14 protein-coding genes and 1 pseudogene are annotated in these 17,473 nt (G+C 67.3%); 3 read left to right on the top strand and 12 right to left on the bottom strand.

Features of this window, described 5'->3' with window-relative positions:
* Window positions 1-17: 17 nt before the first annotated feature.
* Complete coding sequence (locus ACZK45_RS18020; protein ID WP_125895088.1) at window positions 18-698, bottom strand: TetR/AcrR family transcriptional regulator; 681 nt, start codon at window positions 696-698, stop codon at window positions 18-20.
* 123 nt (window positions 699-821) lie between these two features.
* Here ACZK45_RS18020 and ACZK45_RS18015 point away from each other — a divergent pair, with 123 nt between their 5' ends.
* Both ACZK45_RS18015 and ACZK45_RS18010 read left to right on the top strand, forming a co-directional pair.
* Entirely contained in the window at window positions 822-1,961 is a 1,140-nt protein-coding gene (locus ACZK45_RS18015) for an efflux RND transporter periplasmic adaptor subunit (RefSeq protein ID WP_478445030.1), read from the top strand.
* Window positions 1,962-1,964: 3 nt separating this feature from the next.
* Window positions 1,965-5,126, top strand: coding sequence for an efflux RND transporter permease subunit (locus tag ACZK45_RS18010; protein WP_478445029.1), 3,162 nt, complete (start codon window positions 1,965-1,967; stop codon window positions 5,124-5,126).
* 157 nt (window positions 5,127-5,283) lie between these two features.
* On the opposite strand, the pseudogene ACZK45_RS18005 reads toward ACZK45_RS18010, so the two are convergent.
* Together ACZK45_RS18005 and ACZK45_RS18000 are read right to left on the bottom strand one after the other, a co-directional pair.
* A pseudogene (locus tag ACZK45_RS18005) lies at window positions 5,284-5,427 on the bottom strand (LysR family transcriptional regulator); the annotation flags it as partial.
* Window positions 5,428-5,546: 119 nt separating this feature from the next.
* The gene (locus ACZK45_RS18000; RefSeq protein WP_478445028.1) at window positions 5,547-6,452 is read right to left on the bottom strand and encodes a LysR family transcriptional regulator; all 906 of its coding nucleotides are present in this window, start codon (window positions 6,450-6,452) and stop codon (window positions 5,547-5,549) included.
* Between the two features lie 117 nt (window positions 6,453-6,569).
* Between ACZK45_RS18000 and ACZK45_RS17995 the strand changes: the two genes are divergently transcribed.
* Window positions 6,570-7,343 carry an SDR family oxidoreductase gene (locus ACZK45_RS17995; protein WP_012512043.1) on the top strand — a complete coding sequence of 258 codons (774 nt, stop codon included), beginning with the start codon at window positions 6,570-6,572 and terminating at the stop codon, window positions 7,341-7,343.
* A gap of 269 nt (window positions 7,344-7,612) precedes the next feature.
* Here ACZK45_RS17995 and leuB read toward each other — a convergent pair whose 3' ends face one another.
* The 9 genes from leuB to ilvC form a co-directional block, all read right to left on the bottom strand.
* Entirely contained in the window at window positions 7,613-8,674 is a 1,062-nt protein-coding gene (leuB, locus tag ACZK45_RS17990) for a 3-isopropylmalate dehydrogenase (RefSeq protein WP_180838222.1), read from the bottom strand.
* On the bottom strand, window positions 8,664-9,242 hold the full coding sequence (gene leuD, locus ACZK45_RS17985; RefSeq protein WP_125895096.1) for a 3-isopropylmalate dehydratase small subunit: 579 nt from the start codon (window positions 9,240-9,242) through the stop codon (window positions 8,664-8,666). Before leuD ends, leuB begins: the two co-directional genes overlap by 11 nt.
* Entirely contained in the window at window positions 9,242-10,660 is a 1,419-nt protein-coding gene (leuC, locus tag ACZK45_RS17980; RefSeq protein ID WP_125895098.1) for a 3-isopropylmalate dehydratase large subunit, read from the bottom strand. The genes leuD and leuC overlap by 1 nt, the downstream gene beginning before the upstream one ends.
* Window positions 10,661-10,720: 60 nt before the next feature.
* Entirely contained in the window at window positions 10,721-11,500 is a 780-nt protein-coding gene (locus tag ACZK45_RS17975) for a class I SAM-dependent methyltransferase (protein ID WP_125895100.1), read from the bottom strand.
* 10 nt (window positions 11,501-11,510) lie between these two features.
* On the bottom strand, window positions 11,511-13,097 hold the full coding sequence (locus ACZK45_RS17970; protein ID WP_032130450.1) for a 2-isopropylmalate synthase: 1,587 nt from the start codon (window positions 13,095-13,097) through the stop codon (window positions 11,511-11,513).
* Window positions 13,094-14,185 carry a threonine dehydratase gene (locus ACZK45_RS17965; RefSeq protein ID WP_032130451.1) on the bottom strand — a complete coding sequence of 364 codons (1,092 nt, stop codon included), beginning with the start codon at window positions 14,183-14,185 and terminating at the stop codon, window positions 13,094-13,096. Before ACZK45_RS17965 ends, ACZK45_RS17970 begins: the two co-directional genes overlap by 4 nt.
* 96 nt (window positions 14,186-14,281) lie before the next feature.
* The gene (locus ACZK45_RS17960; RefSeq protein ID WP_014038403.1) at window positions 14,282-14,533 is read right to left on the bottom strand and encodes an ACT domain-containing protein; all 252 of its coding nucleotides are present in this window, start codon (window positions 14,531-14,533) and stop codon (window positions 14,282-14,284) included.
* On the bottom strand, window positions 14,517-16,253 hold the full coding sequence (gene ilvG, locus ACZK45_RS17955) for an acetolactate synthase 2 catalytic subunit (RefSeq protein ID WP_478445027.1): 1,737 nt from the start codon (window positions 16,251-16,253) through the stop codon (window positions 14,517-14,519). Before ilvG ends, ACZK45_RS17960 begins: the two co-directional genes overlap by 17 nt.
* Window positions 16,254-16,292: 39 nt before the next feature.
* Window positions 16,293-17,267, bottom strand: a complete 975-nt coding sequence (gene ilvC, locus ACZK45_RS17950; RefSeq protein WP_049450533.1) for a ketol-acid reductoisomerase — start codon at window positions 17,265-17,267, stop codon at window positions 16,293-16,295.
* Between the last annotated feature and the right edge of the window lie 206 nt (window positions 17,268-17,473).

Genomic DNA, 17,473 nt, shown 5'->3' with positions numbered 1-17,473 from the left:
GGTTCGTTCAGTTTTGGTTATCCGGCCGTCCTGGCCCCTCGTGGCGCATAGGCGCGCAGGAAGAAGTCGATGCTGGCGGTCACGTGGGTGAGAGGGTCGCATTCCACTGGTGACAGTGGCATGCCGCACATCATATGCATGTGCACTTCGCCCTTGACCAGGGTCAGGAACTGCTGGCCGGCCAGGTAATAGTCGGGGATGTCCAGCTCGCCGCGTTCGCCGCGCGCGCGCAGGAAATCGGCCAGGGCCTCGCAGGTACGTTCCGGGCCGGCCTGCCAGAACAGCTCGCGCAGGCGTTCGTCGGTCTCCGGCGCCATCATCATGCGCTGGATCGAGATCGCTGCGTCGGAGGTGATCAGCTCGAAGAAGGCCAGGCCGATGCCGATCAGCTGGTCGCGCAGGGGGCCGTCCGCGTCGGCCACGAACAGCGCGTCAGGCAGCATTTCAATGCATTTTGACTGCACGGCCTCGGAGAACAGGGTTTCCTTGTCGCCGAAGTGGCTGTACACAGTCAGCTTCGAGACGCCGGCCTGAGCGGCGATGGTGTCCATGCTCACGCCGGTATAGCCCTGTTCGATGAACAGTGCCTTGGCTGCTTCAAGGATCGCCGCGCGCTTGCCGAGGTCCTTGGGACGCCCGGGTCCGGCGGCCTTGGCAGCGGGCTTGGCCGACGGCTTGCGGGAAGTGGGAGAACTCATCGCGACAATACTAGACCAAGCGGTTCGATATTTATACTATACCGGCTGGTTCACTAATGTCCGTGTCGCAACAGTATGTTGCCGGCGCGTTCCCCCGGATCCCCTTTTCAGGTCTTGTACCTCATGAAGAACATGCGTTGGTTGGGTGTTGGCGTGCTGGCGGTGGTGGTGGCAGCCTGTGGCAGGCAGGCCGCCGAACCGGTGGCGGCCATTCCGGTGCTGGTGGTGCATCCCACCACGCAGGACGGACAGGCGCCGGCGGCCTACCCCGGCGAGGTACGCGCCCGCCAGGAGAGCCCGCTGTCGTTCCGGGTCGGCGGCAACCTGATCAAGCGTCATGTCGACGCCGGGCAACGCGTGAAGAAGGGCCAGCTGCTGGCCGAGCTGGACGTGGCCGACTACGCCTCGCAGGCAGCCGCCTCGCAGGCGCAGCTGGCGGCGGCGGAAGCCGACCTGGTGCGCGCCCGCGATGACCAGAAGCGCTACGCCAAGCTGGCCGAAGACCAACTGGTCAGCCGCTCGGCGCTGGACCAGCAGACCGCCGCGTTCAAGGCCGCGCAGGGCCAGGCCAATGCCGCCCGCGCCAACCTGGCGGTGGCCCGCAACCAGGCCGAGTACGCGCAGCTGCGCGCGCCGGCCGACGGCGTGATCGCCAGCCGCCAGGCCGAAGCCGGGCAGGTGGTCAGTGCCGGGCAGACGGTGTTCACCCTGGCCGCAGATGGTGGCCGCGAAGTGCTGATCGCGCTGCCGGAAAGCAACATCCGTGATTACAAGGTCGGGCAGCCGGTGCAGGTGGAACTGTGGAACCGCCCGGGCCAGCTGCTGCCGGGTACCCTGCGCGAGATCGCGCCGGCCGCTGATGCGCAGGCACGCACCTATGCCACGCGGGTCAGCCTTGCGCCGGAAGCCTTGAGCGAAGTCGAACTGGGCCAGAGCGCGCGGGTGTTCGCCGCCGCTGGCCGCAGTGGCACCCTGCAGCTTCCGCTCGGCTCGGTGCTGCGCGGCAGTGATGGCAAGGCCAGCGTGTGGGTAGTCAATCCGTCCAATGGTGCGTTGAAGGCAACCGCGGTGACGGTCGGTGCCTACGGCGCGCAGGCGGTGCCGGTGCTGTCCGGCGTGGCCGCGGGTGACTGGGTGGTGGCTGCCGGCGGCCATCTGCTGCGCGAAGGACAGGTGGTGACGCCGGTCGACCGCCAGAATCGTCCGGTGCTGGCACCGGCGGCCACGCCGGCCGCTGAGCCGGCCGCAGGCAAGGGGCACTGATCCGTGCGCCGCTTCAACCTCTCCGAATGGGCGTTGGGCAATCGCCCGCTGGTGCTGTTTGCGATGCTGGCCTTCGCTGTCATCGGCGCCTGGTCCTACAAACACCTGGGCCAGTCTGAAGATCCACCCTTCACCTTCAAGGCGATGGTGGTACGCACGATGTGGCCTGGCGCCACTGCCGAGCAGGTCTCGCGGCAGGTGACCGAGCCGATCGAGAAGGCGCTGATGAACACCGGCGAGTACGAGTTCATCCGCTCGTACTCGCGCCCGGGCGAGTCGCAGGTGATCTTCATGGCCCGCGACAGCCTGCGTTCCAAGCAGATTCCCGACCTCTGGTACCAGGTGCGAAAGCGCGTGGGTGACATCAAGGCGACGCTGCCGCGCGAGATCGTCGGGCCGTTCTACAACGATGAGTTCGGCGATACCTTCGGCAACATCTATGCGCTGACAGGCGAAGGCTTCGACTACGCGGTGATGCGCGATTACGCAGACCGCATCCAGCTGGAACTGCAGCGCGTGCCCGACGTCGGCAAGATCGATCTGGTCGGCCTGCAGGACGAGAAGGTCTGGATCGAACTGTCCAACACCAAGCTGGCCACGCTGGGCGTGTCGCTGCAGCAGGTGCAGCAGGCGTTGGCCGACCAGAATGCGGTGACCGCCACCAGCTTCTTCGAAACCCCGACCGATCGCGTGCAGCTGCGCGTGACCGGCCAGTTCGATTCGATCGAGGACATCCGCAAGTTCCCGATCCAGGCCGGCGAGCGGACCTTGCACCTGGGTGACATCGCCGAGGTGAAGCGTGGATTTGCCGATCCGGCGTCGCCGAAGATGCGCTTCATGGGCCAGGATGCGATCGGCCTGGCAGTTGCGATGAAAGATGGCGGCGACATCCTGAAACTCGGTGCCACCCTGGATGCCGAGTTCGAGCGCCTGCAGAAGACCCTGCCGGCCGGCATGCAGCTGCGCAAGGTGTCCGACCAGCCGCATGCGGTGGAAGAGTCGGTAGGCGAGTTCGTGCAGGTGCTGACCGAAGCGGTAGTGATCGTGCTGCTGGTCAGCTTCTTCTCGCTGGGCCTGCGCACCGGCCTGGTGGTGGGCGTGACCATTCCGCTGGTGCTGGCGATGACCTTCTTCGTCATGCACTACTTCGACATCGGCCTGCACAAGATCTCGCTGGGCGCGCTGGTGCTGGCGCTGGGCCTGCTGGTGGATGATGCGATCATCGCGGTGGAGATGATGGCCACCAAGATGGAGCAGGGCTACGATCGCCTGCGTGCGGCCAGTTTTGCCTGGGAATCGACCGCGTTCCCGATGCTGACCGGCACGCTGATCACCGCGGCCGGCTTCCTGCCGATCGCAACGGCGGCCTCGAGCACCGGCGAGTACACCCGTTCGCTCTTCCAGGTGGTGACCATCGCTCTGGTGGTGTCCTGGATCGCAGCGGTCCTGTTCATCCCGTACCTGGGCGACAAGATGCTGCCGGACCTGTTCAACCCGCAGCTGCCCAAGCCTGACAGCCTGGCCGGTCGCTGGCGTGCCAGGCGCCTGCAGTGGGCCGACCGCCATCCGGCGCTCGCGCGCTGGATCGCGCCGAAGGAGCATGCGCACGACCATGACCCGTACCAGCGGCCGTTCTACACCCGCTTCCGTGGTTTCCTGGATACCTGCCTGCGCCATCGCTGGTGGGTGATCGGTGCGACCATCGCGTTGTTCATCGGCTCGCTGATGCTGTTCCGCTTCGTTCCGCAGCAGTTCTTCCCCGATTCCACCCGGCCCGAGCTGATGGTGGACATCGAACTGGCCGAAGGCGCATCGCTGGCCGCCACCCAGGCGCAGGCCAGCAAGCTGGAAACGCTGCTGAAGCAGCGCGAGGGCATCAGCAACTATGTGGCCTACGTCGGCACCGGTTCGCCGCGCTTCTACCTGCCGCTGGACCAGCAGCTGCCGGCGACCAACTTCGCCCAGTTCGTGGTGCTCACCGAAGACGCCAAGGCCCGCGAAGCGACCCGCGACTGGATGCTGAAGGACGTGATCAAGCAGTTCCCGGACGTGCAGATGCGCGTGACCCGGCTTGAGAACGGCCCGCCGGTCGGCTACCCGGTACAGATGCGCGTATCCGGCGAGCACATTGCGCAGGTGCAGGCGATCGCGCGCCAGGTCGAGGCCAAGGTGCGGGAGAACCCGCACGTGATGAACGTCAATCTGGACTGGAGCGAGCCGAGCAAAGTGGTGCGGCTGGTGATCGACCAGGACCGTGCGCGCGCGCTGGGCGTCAGCAGCGCGCAGGTCAGCCAGTTCCTCAGCAGTTCGCTGTCGGGCATGAGCGTCAGCACCTACCGCGAAGGCAACCGCCAGATCGAGATGCTGCTGCGTGGCCCGGACAACGAACGCGCGCAGCTGGACCTGATCGGCAGCCTGGCGATGCCCACCAGCAGTGGCACGGCAGTGACGCTGTCGCAGGTCGCGCGGCTGGAGTACGCCTTCGAGGACGGCATCATCTGGCATCGCAATCGCCTGCCGACGGTGACCGTGCGTGCCGACATCAGCGACGGCATGCAGGCGCTGGACGTGGTGCAGCAGATCGTACCGACGCTGGACGGCATCCGTGCCGAACTGCCTAGTGGCTACCTGCTGGAAACCGGCGGCTCGGTGGAGGATTCGGCCCGTGGGCAGAACTCGATCAAGGCCGGCATGCCGTTGTTCCTGATCGTGGTGGCCACGCTGCTGATGCTGCAGCTGCGTAGTTTCTCGCGTGCGGCGATGGTGCTGGTGACCGCGCCGCTGGGCATCATTGGCGCCACGTTGTTCCTGCTGCTGTTCCGCGCGCCGTTCGGCTTCGTGGCGTTGCTGGGCACGATCGCGCTGGCGGGCATGATCATGCGCAACTCGGTGATCCTGATCGACCAGATCCAGCAGGACATCGATGCCGGGCATGACCGCTGGCATTCGATCATCGATGCCACGGTGCGCCGCTTCCGCCCGATCGTGCTGACCGCGCTGGCGGCGGTGCTGGCGATGATTCCGCTCTCGCGCAGTGCGTTCTATGGCTCGATGGCGATCTCGATCATGGGCGGCCTGATCGTGGGCACCGTGCTGACCCTGGTGTTCCTGCCGGCGCTGTACGCCGCGTGGTTCCGGGTCAAGCCGGACGAATCCGGGGCGTAACGCCCCGGGTTGGCGGCCACTGCCCTGGTAGGTGCCAACCTTGGTTGGCACTGATGCACGCATCCGCGCATGGCGCGGATTTACCGCAGCGGGTCTTGGCCCTGGTAGGTGCCAACTTGGGTTGGCACTGATGCGTGCATCCACGCATGGCGTGGATCTACTGCAGCTGCAGGCCGTTCCGCAGCACCGGCAGCAGCCATTCGATGAACACCCGCACGCGTTGCGCGCGGTGCTGCCGATGCGGCTGCAACAGGGTCACCGGCAGCGGTTGCGCCACGTGCTGTGGCATCACTTCCACCAAGGTTGGTAGTTTCTGCAGTAGAGCCACCCCATGGGTGGCTGCGGAGGACCAGGCTCAGTCATCCACGCATGGCGTGGATCTACTGATCTGCGTGGCGTGCATCTACGCATGGCGTGGATCTACTGCAGCTGCAGGCCGCTCCGCAGCACCGGCAGCAGCCATTCGATGAACACCTGCACGCGTTGCGCGCGGTGCTGCCGATGCGGTTGCAACAGGGTCACCGGCAGCGGTTGCGCCACGTGCTGTGGCATCACTTCCACCAGCGCACCGGATTGCAGTTCGACCTGCACGTCGTAGCGCGGAATCTGCAGCAGGCCGAGCCCCGCCACGCAGCACGCGATCGAGGCCTCGGCGCTGTTTACCCGTACCCAGCCAGGCATCGGCAGCGTGCGCAGCTGGCCACCGTCCTGCCATTCCCACGGTTCCACCCGCGCCGTGGTCGGCGATGCGTAGTTCACCGCGCGGTGCTGCTGCAGGTCGGCAGGATGCTGCGGTACGCCGTGTTCGCGCAGGTAGGCCGGCGCGGCGACGTTGACGAAGTCGAGCTGTCCCAGCATGCGGGCCACCAGGCTGGAGTCACCCAGCTGGCCGACCCGCAGCACCGCATCACAGCCGTCTTCGATCAGGTTCACCGCGCGATCGGTCATGCCCAGGTCCAGTTCCACCTGCGGGTAGCGCGCAAAGAAATCCGGCAGGGCAGGGGCGATGATGCGTCGGCCGATGCGGCTGGGCACGTCGATCTTCAGCAGGCCAATCGGTTGCGCGTCATCCTGGCGGAACAGCGATTCGGCGTCTTCAACCTCGGCGATCAGGCGCAGGCAGCGGGCATGGAACACGTCGCCGTCGTGGGTGGTGGAGACCCGCCGGGTCGAGCGCTGTAGCAGGCGGGTGCCGAGCCGCTGCTCCAGCTCGGCCACCGCCGCGGAAACGGTGGAGCGGGGCAGGCCGAGCTGGTCGGCGGCGCGGGTGAAGCTGGCGCATTCCACCACCCGGGTGAAGATGCGGAAGCGATCGATCCGGTCCATTGTTCGCCTATTCTGGAAAGTTAAGTCAATGTGGCGGGCTTTATCCGCATTTTCTGCACGATATCGTCGTCAGGGCAGGGTTGCCACCCCGGGCAGCCCCCTCCTGAGACAAACGCCATGACCGACCATTCCCTCAAGGGCAAGACCGTGCTGATCGCCGGTGGCGCCAAGAACCTGGGCGGCCTGCTGGCCCGCGACTTCGCCAGCCAGGGCGCCAAAGCCATCGTCATCCACTACAACAGCGCCGCCACCCAGGCCGATGCAGAAGCAACCGTTGCCGCCGTGCAGGCGGCCGGCAGCAAGGCGGTGGCCCTGCAGGGCGACCTGACGTCGGCCGCAGCGATGGAGCGCTTGTTCGCCGATGCCGTGGCTGCAGTCGGCCGTCCCGACATCGCCATCAATACCGTCGGCAAAGTGCTGAAGAAGCCGATGCTGGAGATCAGCGAAGCCGAGTACGACGAGATGAGCGCGGTCAATGCGAAGTCCGCGTTCTTCTTCCTCAAGGAAGCCGGTCGAAACGTCAATGACGGCGGCCGCATCTGCACCCTGGTCACCTCGTTGCTGGGCGCATTCACGCCGTTCTATTCCAGCTATGCCGGTACCAAGGCGCCGGTCGAGCACTTCACCCGTGCGGCGTCGAAGGAGTTCGGCGAACGCGGCATCTCGGTGACTGCGATCGGGCCTGGCCCGATGGACACGCCGTTCTTCTATCCGGCCGAGAGTGCCGATGCGCAGGCGTATCACAAGACCGCGGCGGCACTGTCGGCATTCACCCGCACTGGCCTGACCGACATCGCCGACATCGTGCCGTGGATCCGCTTCCTGGTCACCGATGGCTGGTGGATGACTGGGCAGACGATCCTGGTCAATGGTGGGTATACCACCAAGTAAAGCAGCCACGCATGGCGTGGCCCTACTGCGGTGGTGGGTGCCGACCTTGGCTGGTACGGATGGCTGCATCCACGCATGGCGTGGATCTACTGCGGTGGTGGGTGCCGACCTTGGTTGGCACGGATGGCTGCATCCACGCATGGCGTGGATCTACTGCACGGGGTTCGAACCATCCACGCATGGCGTGGATCTACAGTAGAGCCACCCCATGGGTGGCTGCGCACAATGTCCAAAGGGAGGGGCGCCACGCATGGCGTGGCGCTATCGGATCAGTTGAGCTTCGCCAGCACCGCATCTGTCGCAGCGGCGGTACTCACCGCCTGGCCCTTGGCGGCCAGGTCGGCAGTGAACACACCATCATCCAGCACGGCGTGCACCGCCGCTTCCACCGCAGCGGCTTCCGCTTCCAGCCCCAGCGAATGGCGCAGCAGCATCGCCGCGCTGAAGATCGTTGCGTAGGGATTGGCGATGCCCTTGCCGGCAATGTCCGGGGCCGAACCGTGGATCGGTTCGTAGATGCCGACCGCACCCGGCTCGCCCAGCGAAGCCGACGGCAGCAGGCCGAGCGAGCCGGCCAGCATCGACGCCTCATCGGTGAGGATGTCGCCGAACATGTTCTCGGTGACGATCACGTCGTACTCGCGCGGCTTGGCCAGCAGGTGCATCGCCATTGAATCGACCAGCTGGTGCTCCAGCGCAACGTCCGGGAACTCCTCGCGGCCGATGCGCGCGGCCACGTCACGCCACAGGCGCGAGGTTTCCAGCACATTGGCCTTGTCCACCGAGGTGACCTTGCCGCGACGCTGCTGCGCCAGACGGAACGCGCTGCGCAGTACGCGCTCGATCTCGGCCACGGTGTAGCGGCACAGATCGCTGGCGCTGTCGGCGTCGCGGGTCTTGTCGCCGAAATAGATGCCACCGGTCAGCTCGCGCACCACCACGAAGTCCACGCCCTGCAGCAGCTCGGCCTTGATCGGCGAGGCGTGCAGCGCGGCTTCATGGGTGCGCACCGGGCGCAGGTTGGCGTACAGGCCCAGCGCCTTGCGGATCGCCAGCAGACCCTGCTCCGGGCGCACCTTGGCATTCGGGTCGGACCACTTCGGGCCGCCGACCGCACCCAGCAGCACGGCGTTGGCGGCCTGGCAGGCGGTCAACGTAGAGGCGGGCAATGGCTCGCCATGGCGATCGATGGCGACGCCACCGATGTCGTGCTCGCTGAAGGTGAAGGTGTGGTTGAAGCGTTCGGCGACGGCCTTCAGGACGGCGACTGCCGCGGCGGCCACTTCCGGGCCAATGCCATCACCGGGCAGGACAACAATTTCAGCGTGCATGCTCACTCTCGTAGCGTTCGATTTCAGGGACACGGCCCAACAGATACCCCAACTGGTCGACACCTTCCAGCAGGCAGGTCTGCGAGAAGCCATCCAGCGGGAAGGAATAGACGCGACCATCTGGCGTGCGCAGTTCGCGCGCGGCCACGTCGATGGTCAGCTCGTCGTCCGGGCGCTGCATCAGCGCCTGCACATCGGCCTCGTCCAGCACGATCGGCAGCAGGCCGTTCTTCAGCGAGTTGCCGCGGAAGATGTCGGCGATCTCGCTGCTGACGATGGCACGCAGGCCGAGGTCGGTCAGCGCCCATGGTGCATGCTCGCGCGAGGAACCGCAGCCGAAGTTGCGGCCCGCCAGCAGGATGCTGCGGCCGGCGTTGTGTGGCTGGTTGAAGGCGAAGTCAGCCACCGGGGAACCGTCGGCCTGCCAGCGCCAGTCATTGAACGCGTTGCGGCCGAGGCCGGCGCGCTCGGTGGTGGACAGGAACCGTGCGGGAATGATCTGGTCGGTATCGATGTTGGTCTGGCGCAGCACCACGCTGGCCGAGGTCAGGGTACGGAATCCGCTCATCACGCCACCTCCTGTGCGAACAGTTCGCGGGTATCGGCAACGTGCCCGTTCACTGCGGCCCATGCCGCGCTCATTGGCGAGGCCAACAGCGTGCGCGAACCGGGGCCCTGGCGGCCTTCGAAATTGCGGTTGCTGGTGCTCACGGCCAGCTGGCCGGGCGCGACCAGATCGCCGTTCATGGCGATGCACATCGAGCAGCCCGGCTCGCGCCACTCAGCACCGGCCGCGCGCACGATCTCATGGATGCCTTCAGCCTCGGCCTCGCGCTTGACGATTTCCGAGCCCGGCACCACCAGCATGCGCACCCGCTCGGCAACCCGGCGGCCGCGCAGCACCTGCGCCACCTCGCGCATGTCACTCAGGCGGCCGTTGGTGCATGAGCCGACGAACACCACGTCCACCGGAGTTCCTGCCAGCGCCTTGCCGGCCTGGAAATGCATGTAGTCCAGGCCTTTCTGTGCGGCGGCATCGTTGGCCGCCGGAATCGGCGCATCCACTGCGATCGCGGTGCCCGGATGGGTGCCCCAGGTCAGGGTCGGGCGGATGTCGGCAGCGTCGATGTGCACTTCGCTGTCGAAATGCGCGCCGTCATCGCTGCGCAGCTGCTGCCAGCGTGCCACGGCGGCGTCGAAGTCGGCGCCCTTGGGGCCGCGCGGGGTCGCGGCGACGAAGTCGAAGGTGACCTGGTCCGGCGCCACCATGCCGGCACGTGCACCGGCCTCGATCGACATGTTGCACAGGGTCATGCGCTGTTCCATGTCCATCGCTTCGATGGTGCTGCCACGGAACTCGATCACGTGGCCGGTGCCACCATTGACGCCGATCACGCCGATGATGTGCAGGACCACGTCCTTGGCGCCAACGCCGGGTGCCAGCGGCCCATCAACGGTGATCGCGAAGGTCTTCGCCTTGCGCTGCAGCAGGCATTGCGTGGCCAGCACGTGGCCGACCTCGCTGGTACCGATGCCGAACGCCAGCGAACCGAACGCACCATGGGTGGAGGTGTGGCTGTCGCCGCAGACGATGGTCATGCCGGGCTGGGTGAAGCCCTGCTCGGGCGCGATCACGTGGACGATGCCGCGGTTGTCCGAAGCCATGTCGAACAGCTCGATGCCGTGCTCTGCGCAGTTGCGTGCCAGCGTGGCCACCTGTGCCTCGGAGGCGGCGCTGGCGTAAGGCAGCGTGCCGTCGGCACGCACAGGCAGGGTCGGCGTGGAGTGGTCCATCGTCGCCTTGGTGCGATCCGGGCGGCGCGGCGACAGGCCGCGCTCGCGCAGCTCGGTGAATGCCTGCGGCGAGGTCACCTCGTGGATCAGGTGCAGGTCGATGTACAGCACGGCGGGCGCGCTGTCGGATTCGGGAACCACCACGTGGGCGTCCCACAGTTTGTCGTACAGGGTGCGGGGTGCGGAAGTCATGCGTGTGCCTGGCAGAAGTACGAAGGTGCGGACATCAGGAAAGATAGCGAAAAGGTCGAGTCAGCGGCGACGGGCAAGCACCCGCAGCCGCACGTAGTCGGCCAGCGGCTGACCGCCGGCGTTGCGCGGCAGCTCGGCCAGCAGAACGGTGGCGGCCTCGCGCACGGTGGCGCGTGCCTCGGCTGGCAGGTCATCCAGCAGCGGTGTGGCGAATACCCGCAGCCAGCCGGCCACGCCGGTCGGCAGTGCGGTCGGTCGCGGCGTGCACTCGATCAGCTGCACCTGGAAGCCATGCTGGCGCAGGCGGTCGGCGTAGGCATCGGCAGTGGGGAAGTACCACTGGAATGCGCTGGCGCCGTGGCCATGGGCCACGCGTGCGGCCTGCACCGCGGCAATGATCGTGGCCACGTTGCCATGCCCGCCGAACTCGGCAACGAAGCGGCCGCCCGGGCGCAGGGCGCGGCGCACGCCTTCCATCACCCGGTCGGGGTTGCCCATCCAATGCAGCGCTGCGTTGCTGAATACCGCATCGAACTCACTGTCGAACGACAGCGCGTGGCCATCCATCACCTGCGCATCGACGCCGCGCGCACGCGCGGCGATCACCAGCTCCGGCGAGGCATCCACGCCGTGGATGTGTGCGCCGCTGAGCGCCAGCTCAGTGCTGAGCACGCCATCGCCACAGCCCAGGTCGAGGATGCGTTCACCGGCGCGCGGGTCGAGCAGGCGCGATACCGCGCCGCCGAGCAGCGGCACGAAGCCGGCGTCGATCGCATAATCCTGGGCGTTCCACTGCTGGCCAGCGGCGCTGGTCGGGGTGGGGGTGTCGAAGGCGCTCATGGCGGGGTCCTCAGGCGGTGGCGGGGGTGGCAACGTCGGTGTTGCTGTGGGCGGCAGCCTGGCGCTGGCGCAGCAGGCGGTTGGCAACATCCAGCCAGGCCAGCGCGGAGGCTTCGATGATGTCCTTGCTGGTGCCGGTGCCGTCGTACTCCACGCCCTCGTGGCGTACGCTCAGATTGGCTTCGCCGCGCGCATCGGCGCCGATGCCGACGCTGTGCACGTGGTAGCTGTCCAGCATCAGCTGCACGCCGGTAGCGGCCGACAGCGCGCCGAACAGCGCATCGACCGGGCCATCGCCCTGCGCGGTCTCGGCCACGCGGTTGCCGTCCGGGTCGGACAGTTCCACCAGCGCATTGGCGCGGCTGCCGACGTCGCTGATGGTCATCGACGCCAGGCGATAGCCCTGCGCGTTGGAGCCGCCCTGCATCAGCGTCTGCAGGTCGGCATCGGTGACCACGCGCTGCTGTTCGCACAGGCCCTTGAACTGCTCGAACACCAGCTTCAGTTCGTCTTCGTCCAGCCAGAAGCCCAGCGCACGCAGGCGCGCTTCGACGGCGGCGCGGCCACTGTGGCGGCCCAGCACCATCTGCGAATCCTCCCAGCCCACGTCTTCCGGACGCATGATTTCGTAGGTGCCGCGATGACGCAGCATGCCGTGCTGGTGGATGCCCGATTCGTGGGCGAAGGCATTGGCACCGACGATGGCCTTGTTGCGCTGTACCGGCATGCCGACCAGGCGCTGCAGCAGCTGTGAGGTGCCGACGATGCGCGGGGTGTTGATCGAGCTGTCCTGTTCGTAGAAGGCCTGGCGCACCTTCAGCACCATCGCGATCTCTTCCAGCGAGCAGTTGCCGGCGCGCTCGCCGATGCCGTTGATGGTGCACTCGACCTGGCGTGCACCGCCTTCGATGGCGGCCAGCGAGTTGGCCACGGCCAGGCCCAGGTCGTTGTGGCAGTGCGCGCTGAAGATCACATTGGCGGCATTCGGCACGTCGGCGACGCCGGCGATGACCTGCTGGAACATCGCGCGGATCTCTTCCGGCGTGGTGAAGCCGACGGTGTCGGGCAGGTTGATGGTGGTGGCGCCGGCAGCGATGGCCACGCGCGCGACTTCGATCAGGTAGTCCAGCTCGGTGCGGGTGGCATCCTCGGCCGAGAATTCGACATCGTCGATATAGGACCGGGCCAGCGATACGTGCTTGCGTACCGACTCCAGTACCTGCTCGCGGGTCATCCGCAGCTTGTGCTCGCGGTGCAGCGGGCTGGTCGACAGGAACACGTGCAGGCGCGGGTTGGCAGCGGCCTCCAGCGCACGTGCGGAGGTTTCGATGTCGGCCTGCAGGCAGCGCGACAGCACCGCCAGGGTCAGGCTCGGGCGGCGCAGTTCGCGGCCGATCAGTGCCATCGCCTCACGGTCGGACTGCGAGCTGGCCGGGAAGCCGGTCTCGATGATGTCCACGCCCAGTTCGTCCAGCGCACGCGCCATCACCAGCTTCTGCGGCGGGCTCATGCTGCAGCCGGGGGACTGCTCGCCGTCACGCAGGGTGGTGTCGAAGATGCGGATGCGCGGGGTGGTAATTCGTTCGATGGTGGTCACAGGGAAATCTCCTCGACAGCGGGTGCGACGGCTTGCAGGGGGGAAGGGGAAGAGGTGGGGGAAGCGATGGCGCTGGCCTTGGCGGGCGAGCGCGGTGTTTCGCTGCGCCGTCGCCGTGGTTTGCGTGGTGGGCGCGGGCGGATGTCGGTGAGCAGGCCGGCGAGGACGCCGGCATCGATGTTGCCGCCGGAGACCACCGCGCACTTGCGGCGGCCGGCGACGCGGCGGCCGGCGGCCAGCGCCAGCGCACCGGCACCCTCGGCGATGATGTGTTCTTCCAGTGCCAGGCGGACCAGGGTTTCGCGCAGTTCGGCTTCGCGCACGATCACCACGTCGTCCAGCAGCGAGGTGCACAGGCGGCGGGTCAGGAAGCCGGGAATCTTCACCCGCACGCCGTCGGCCAGCGAAGCAACGGGGGCGATCTCGCGCACGTCACCGCGGATCGCGCGGGCCATCGAATCGACGCCTTCCACCTGCGCGCCAACGACGCGGACGCCCTGCGATTTCAGTGCCAACGCAACGCCGGAGGCCAGCCCGCCGCCGCCGATCGGCACGATCACCACGTCCGGCGCGTGTGCGGCCAGCTCGATGCCGACCGTGCCCTGGCCGGCGATCACATCGGCATCGTCGAACGCGGACAGGAAGCGGTAGCCGTGGCGTTGTGCCAGTTCGACCGCGAAGGCGTAGGCCTCGTCATAGCTGGTGCCGTGCTGGCGCACGGTCGCGCCCCAGTGGGCGACGCCGGCGATCTTGGTGGCCGGTGCGCCGTGCGGCATCACGGTGATGGCCGGCACGTCCAGGCGGTAGGCCGCCCACGCCACGCCCTGGGCATGGTTGCCGGCCGAGGCGCAGATCACCGGCCGGGTGTCGCCGCGCTCGCGGCCGGCCAGCAGCGCGTTCAATGCACCGCGTACCTTGTAGGAGCCGGTGCGCTGCAGGTTTTCCAGCTTCAGCCAGGTGCCGAAGCGCTCGGCATGGTGCAGCGGGGTGGGCGGCAGGAAGCGGCGCAGACGAGCCTGCGCCGCCAGTACGTCGGCGACGCTTACGTCGCCGACATCGCTTTCCTGGCTGGTGTCAGCGGCCGGCATGGGCCACCAGCGCAGTGCAGAAGACCGCCGCATGCGGGCGCGGGCGGCGAAGAAGACGCCTCCGTACCGGCACCGTGGTCGCTACGGTACGGGCGTTCATACGGATGCTCCTTCCACGGCGGTGACCTGCACGGACACACAGTCGTAGATCTTCTCGATCTGCCGGCACAGCGTTTCCGCCGGACGCTGGCCATCCACCACCAGCTGCAGGTGCCAGCGGCCATCGTCGGCGGCCACCGGCGCACCACTGATCGCACGCGGCGCGAAGCCACGGCGTTCGGCCATGCCGATCACGCGCAGCAGCGCGCCTTCGGCCGGGTGCAGCACCAGGTCAAGCCGGTATTGCATTGGGGGTCTCCTGGCGGGCGTGGGCGGGATTGCTTTCCAGCATCGTGCTGTTGGCGGTGTTCGGCGGCACCAGCGGCCACACGTTGGCGCGGGCATCGATGGCCACGTGCAGCAGCGCCGGGCCGGGCTCGGCCAGCAGCGCGGCCAGGCCGCCTTCCACGTCGTCGCGGTTGTCGATGCGGGTGGCGGCGATGCCGAACACCTGTGCCAGTGCCACGAAGTCCGGGTTGTCGGACAGGTCGATCTCGCTGTAACGCTCGGCGAAGAACAGCTCCTGCCACTGCCGCACCATGCCCAGCGAACTGTTGTCCAGCAGCACGATCTTCACCGGCAGGCGGCAACGCGCGATGGTGGCCAGCTCCTGCACGTTCATCATGAAGCTGCCGTCGCCGGAGACCAGCACCACGGTGCGCTCGGGGTATGCGAACTGCGCACCCATCGCGGCCGGCAGGCCGAAGCCCATGGTGCCCAGCGCGCCACTGGTCAGATGATTGCGCGGGTGGTTGAAACGGCAGTGCTGGGCGACCCACATCTGGTGCTGGCCGACATCGCAGGCGATCACTGCATCGGCCGGTGCCAGCTCGCTCAGGCGCTTCAGCAGCGCCGGGGCGTAGATATGCTGGCCGGGGGCGTCGTAACGCGCAGCGAAACGATCACGATGCTGTGCACAGCGCTTGCGCCATGCGTCCTGGTGGGCCTTGGGGGAGGGGAAGGCCGCACGCAGGGCGCGGATGGCATGGCCGACGTTGCCGGGCACGGCGACGTCGGCGCTGCGCAGCTTGGAGATCTCGTAGGCGTCGGCGTCGATGTGAACGACGCGGGCGAACGGTGCGAACTCGGCCAGCTTGCCGGTGGCACGGTCATCGAAGCGCGCACCCAGCACCAGCAGCAGGTCGCTTTCCTGCACCGCCATGTTGGCCGCGCGGGTACCGTGCATGCCCAGCATGCCCAGCGACTGCGGGTGGTTGGCCGGCAACGCGCCCAGCCCACGCAGGGTCATCACCGTGGGGATGGCACTGGCCTCGACGAAGTCGCGCAGGTCCTGCACCGCGTCGCCCAGCGCGATGCCACCACCGGCGTAGACCACCGGCTTTTCGGCGGCTGCCAGTGCGGCGATGGCCTCGGCGATGGCCGCTTCGGCCGGCGCAGGCGGCGGCTCGATGCTGCTCGGCACGTGCGCTGGCAGATGACTGGCATCGGCCAGCTGCACGTCCTTGGGCAGGTCGATCAGCACCGGGCCGGGCCGGCCTTCGCGGGCGATCCGGAATGCATCGGCGACCACGCGCGGCAGGTCATCGACGCTGCGCACCAGCCAGCTGTGCTTGACGATCGGCATCGTCAGGCCGAACACATCCAGTTCCTGGAAGGCGTCGGTGCCCAGCAGCGGCGTGCCGACCTGGCCGGTGATGCAGACCATCGGTACCGAATCCAGCATCGCATCGGCAATGCCGGTGACCAGGTTGGAGGCGCCCGGGCCGGAGGTGGCCACGCAGACACCCACCTGGTTGCTGGCGCGGGCAAAACCGTTGGCGGCCAGCGCCGCGCCCTGCTCATGGCGTACCAGGATGTGCTTCAGCGACGAATCCACCAGCGCGTCGTAGAACGGCATGATGGTGCCACCGGGATAGCCGAACAGCGTGCGGACGCCTTCGGCCTCCAGCGCCTGGGTCAGCCAGCGCGCGCCGTTGGGCGGCGCGCTGCGATGTGTCGAAGAGTTCATGGGGGAACCTTGCAAAGCGGGTGGGGGAGGGCCGCGCGGTTACGCGGCCTGTCCTTGCAACCAGACCATCTTGGCGCGCAGTTCCTTGCCTACCTTTTCGATCGGGTGCTCCAGGTCGGCCTGCTTGAACCTGTTGTAGTTCGGCAGGCCCGCTTCGTATTCGGCTACCCAGTTCTTGGTGAAGGTGCCGTCCTGGATGTCTTTCAGGACCTCCTTCATGCGCTCCTTGGTACCGGCGTCGATCACCCGCGGGCCACTGACGTAGTCGCCGTACTGCGCGGTCTCGGAGATGAACTCCAGCATGCGCGAGATGCCGCCTTCGTAGAACAGGTCCACGATCAGCTTCAGTTCGTGCAGCACTTCGTAATAGGCGATCTCCGGCTGGTAACCGGCTTCGACCAGGGTTTCGAAACCGGCCTGCACCAGTGCCGAGGCACCGCCGCACAGCACCGCCTGCTCGCCGAACAGATCGGTCTCGGTCTCTTCCTTGAAGGTGGTCTGGATCAGGTTGGCGCGAGCGCCGCCGAGGCCGGCCGCATAGGCCTGCGCGTGCTGCGCAGCCTTGCCGCTGACATCCTGGTAGACCGCCCAGATGCACGGTACGCCGCGCCCGATCTCATACTCACGACGCACCAGCGCACCCGGGCCCTTCGGCGCAACCAGCACCACGTCCAGGTCGGCGCGCGGCTCGATCATGCCGTAGTGCACGTTCAGGCCATGCGCGAACAGCAGGCAGGCGCCCTGCTTCATGTTCGGCGCCAGCACGTCGTTGTAGAGCTTCTTCTGCACCATGTCCGGGGTCAGCACGGCGACCAGGTCGGCGTCTTTCACCGCTTCAGCGGGCGCGATCACGGTGAAGCCATCGGCCTGCGCCTTGGCTTCGGTCGGGCCGCCCGGACGCAGGCCTACCACCACATCGAAGCCGGATTCACGCAGGTTCAGCGCGTGGGCGCGGCCCTGGCTGCCGTAGCCGATGACGGCGATCTTGGTCTGGGGCAGGTCGTTGGTGCTCATGGGGGAGGTTCCTTGCGGTGGGAAGAAAAAAGAACGGCCGGTCGTCGAGGTGACGTGCCGGCCGGTCAGGGGAAAGCGGTGGAGGAGGCGCCGCGCGTTGCACAGGCACAGCCACCACGAGGCGTCGCGGTGGTGCAGGTCCGGGTTGTGCGATCGGCGTTGTGCATGGTGGTTGCGTCTGAAACCAGGTTCTGAAATGAAAAAAC

The organism is Stenotrophomonas sp. 63632_Sma (assembly GCF_056482875.1).
Note: the sequence above shows the minus strand (reverse complement) of the source record. Positions and strands in the feature narration are given on the sequence as shown.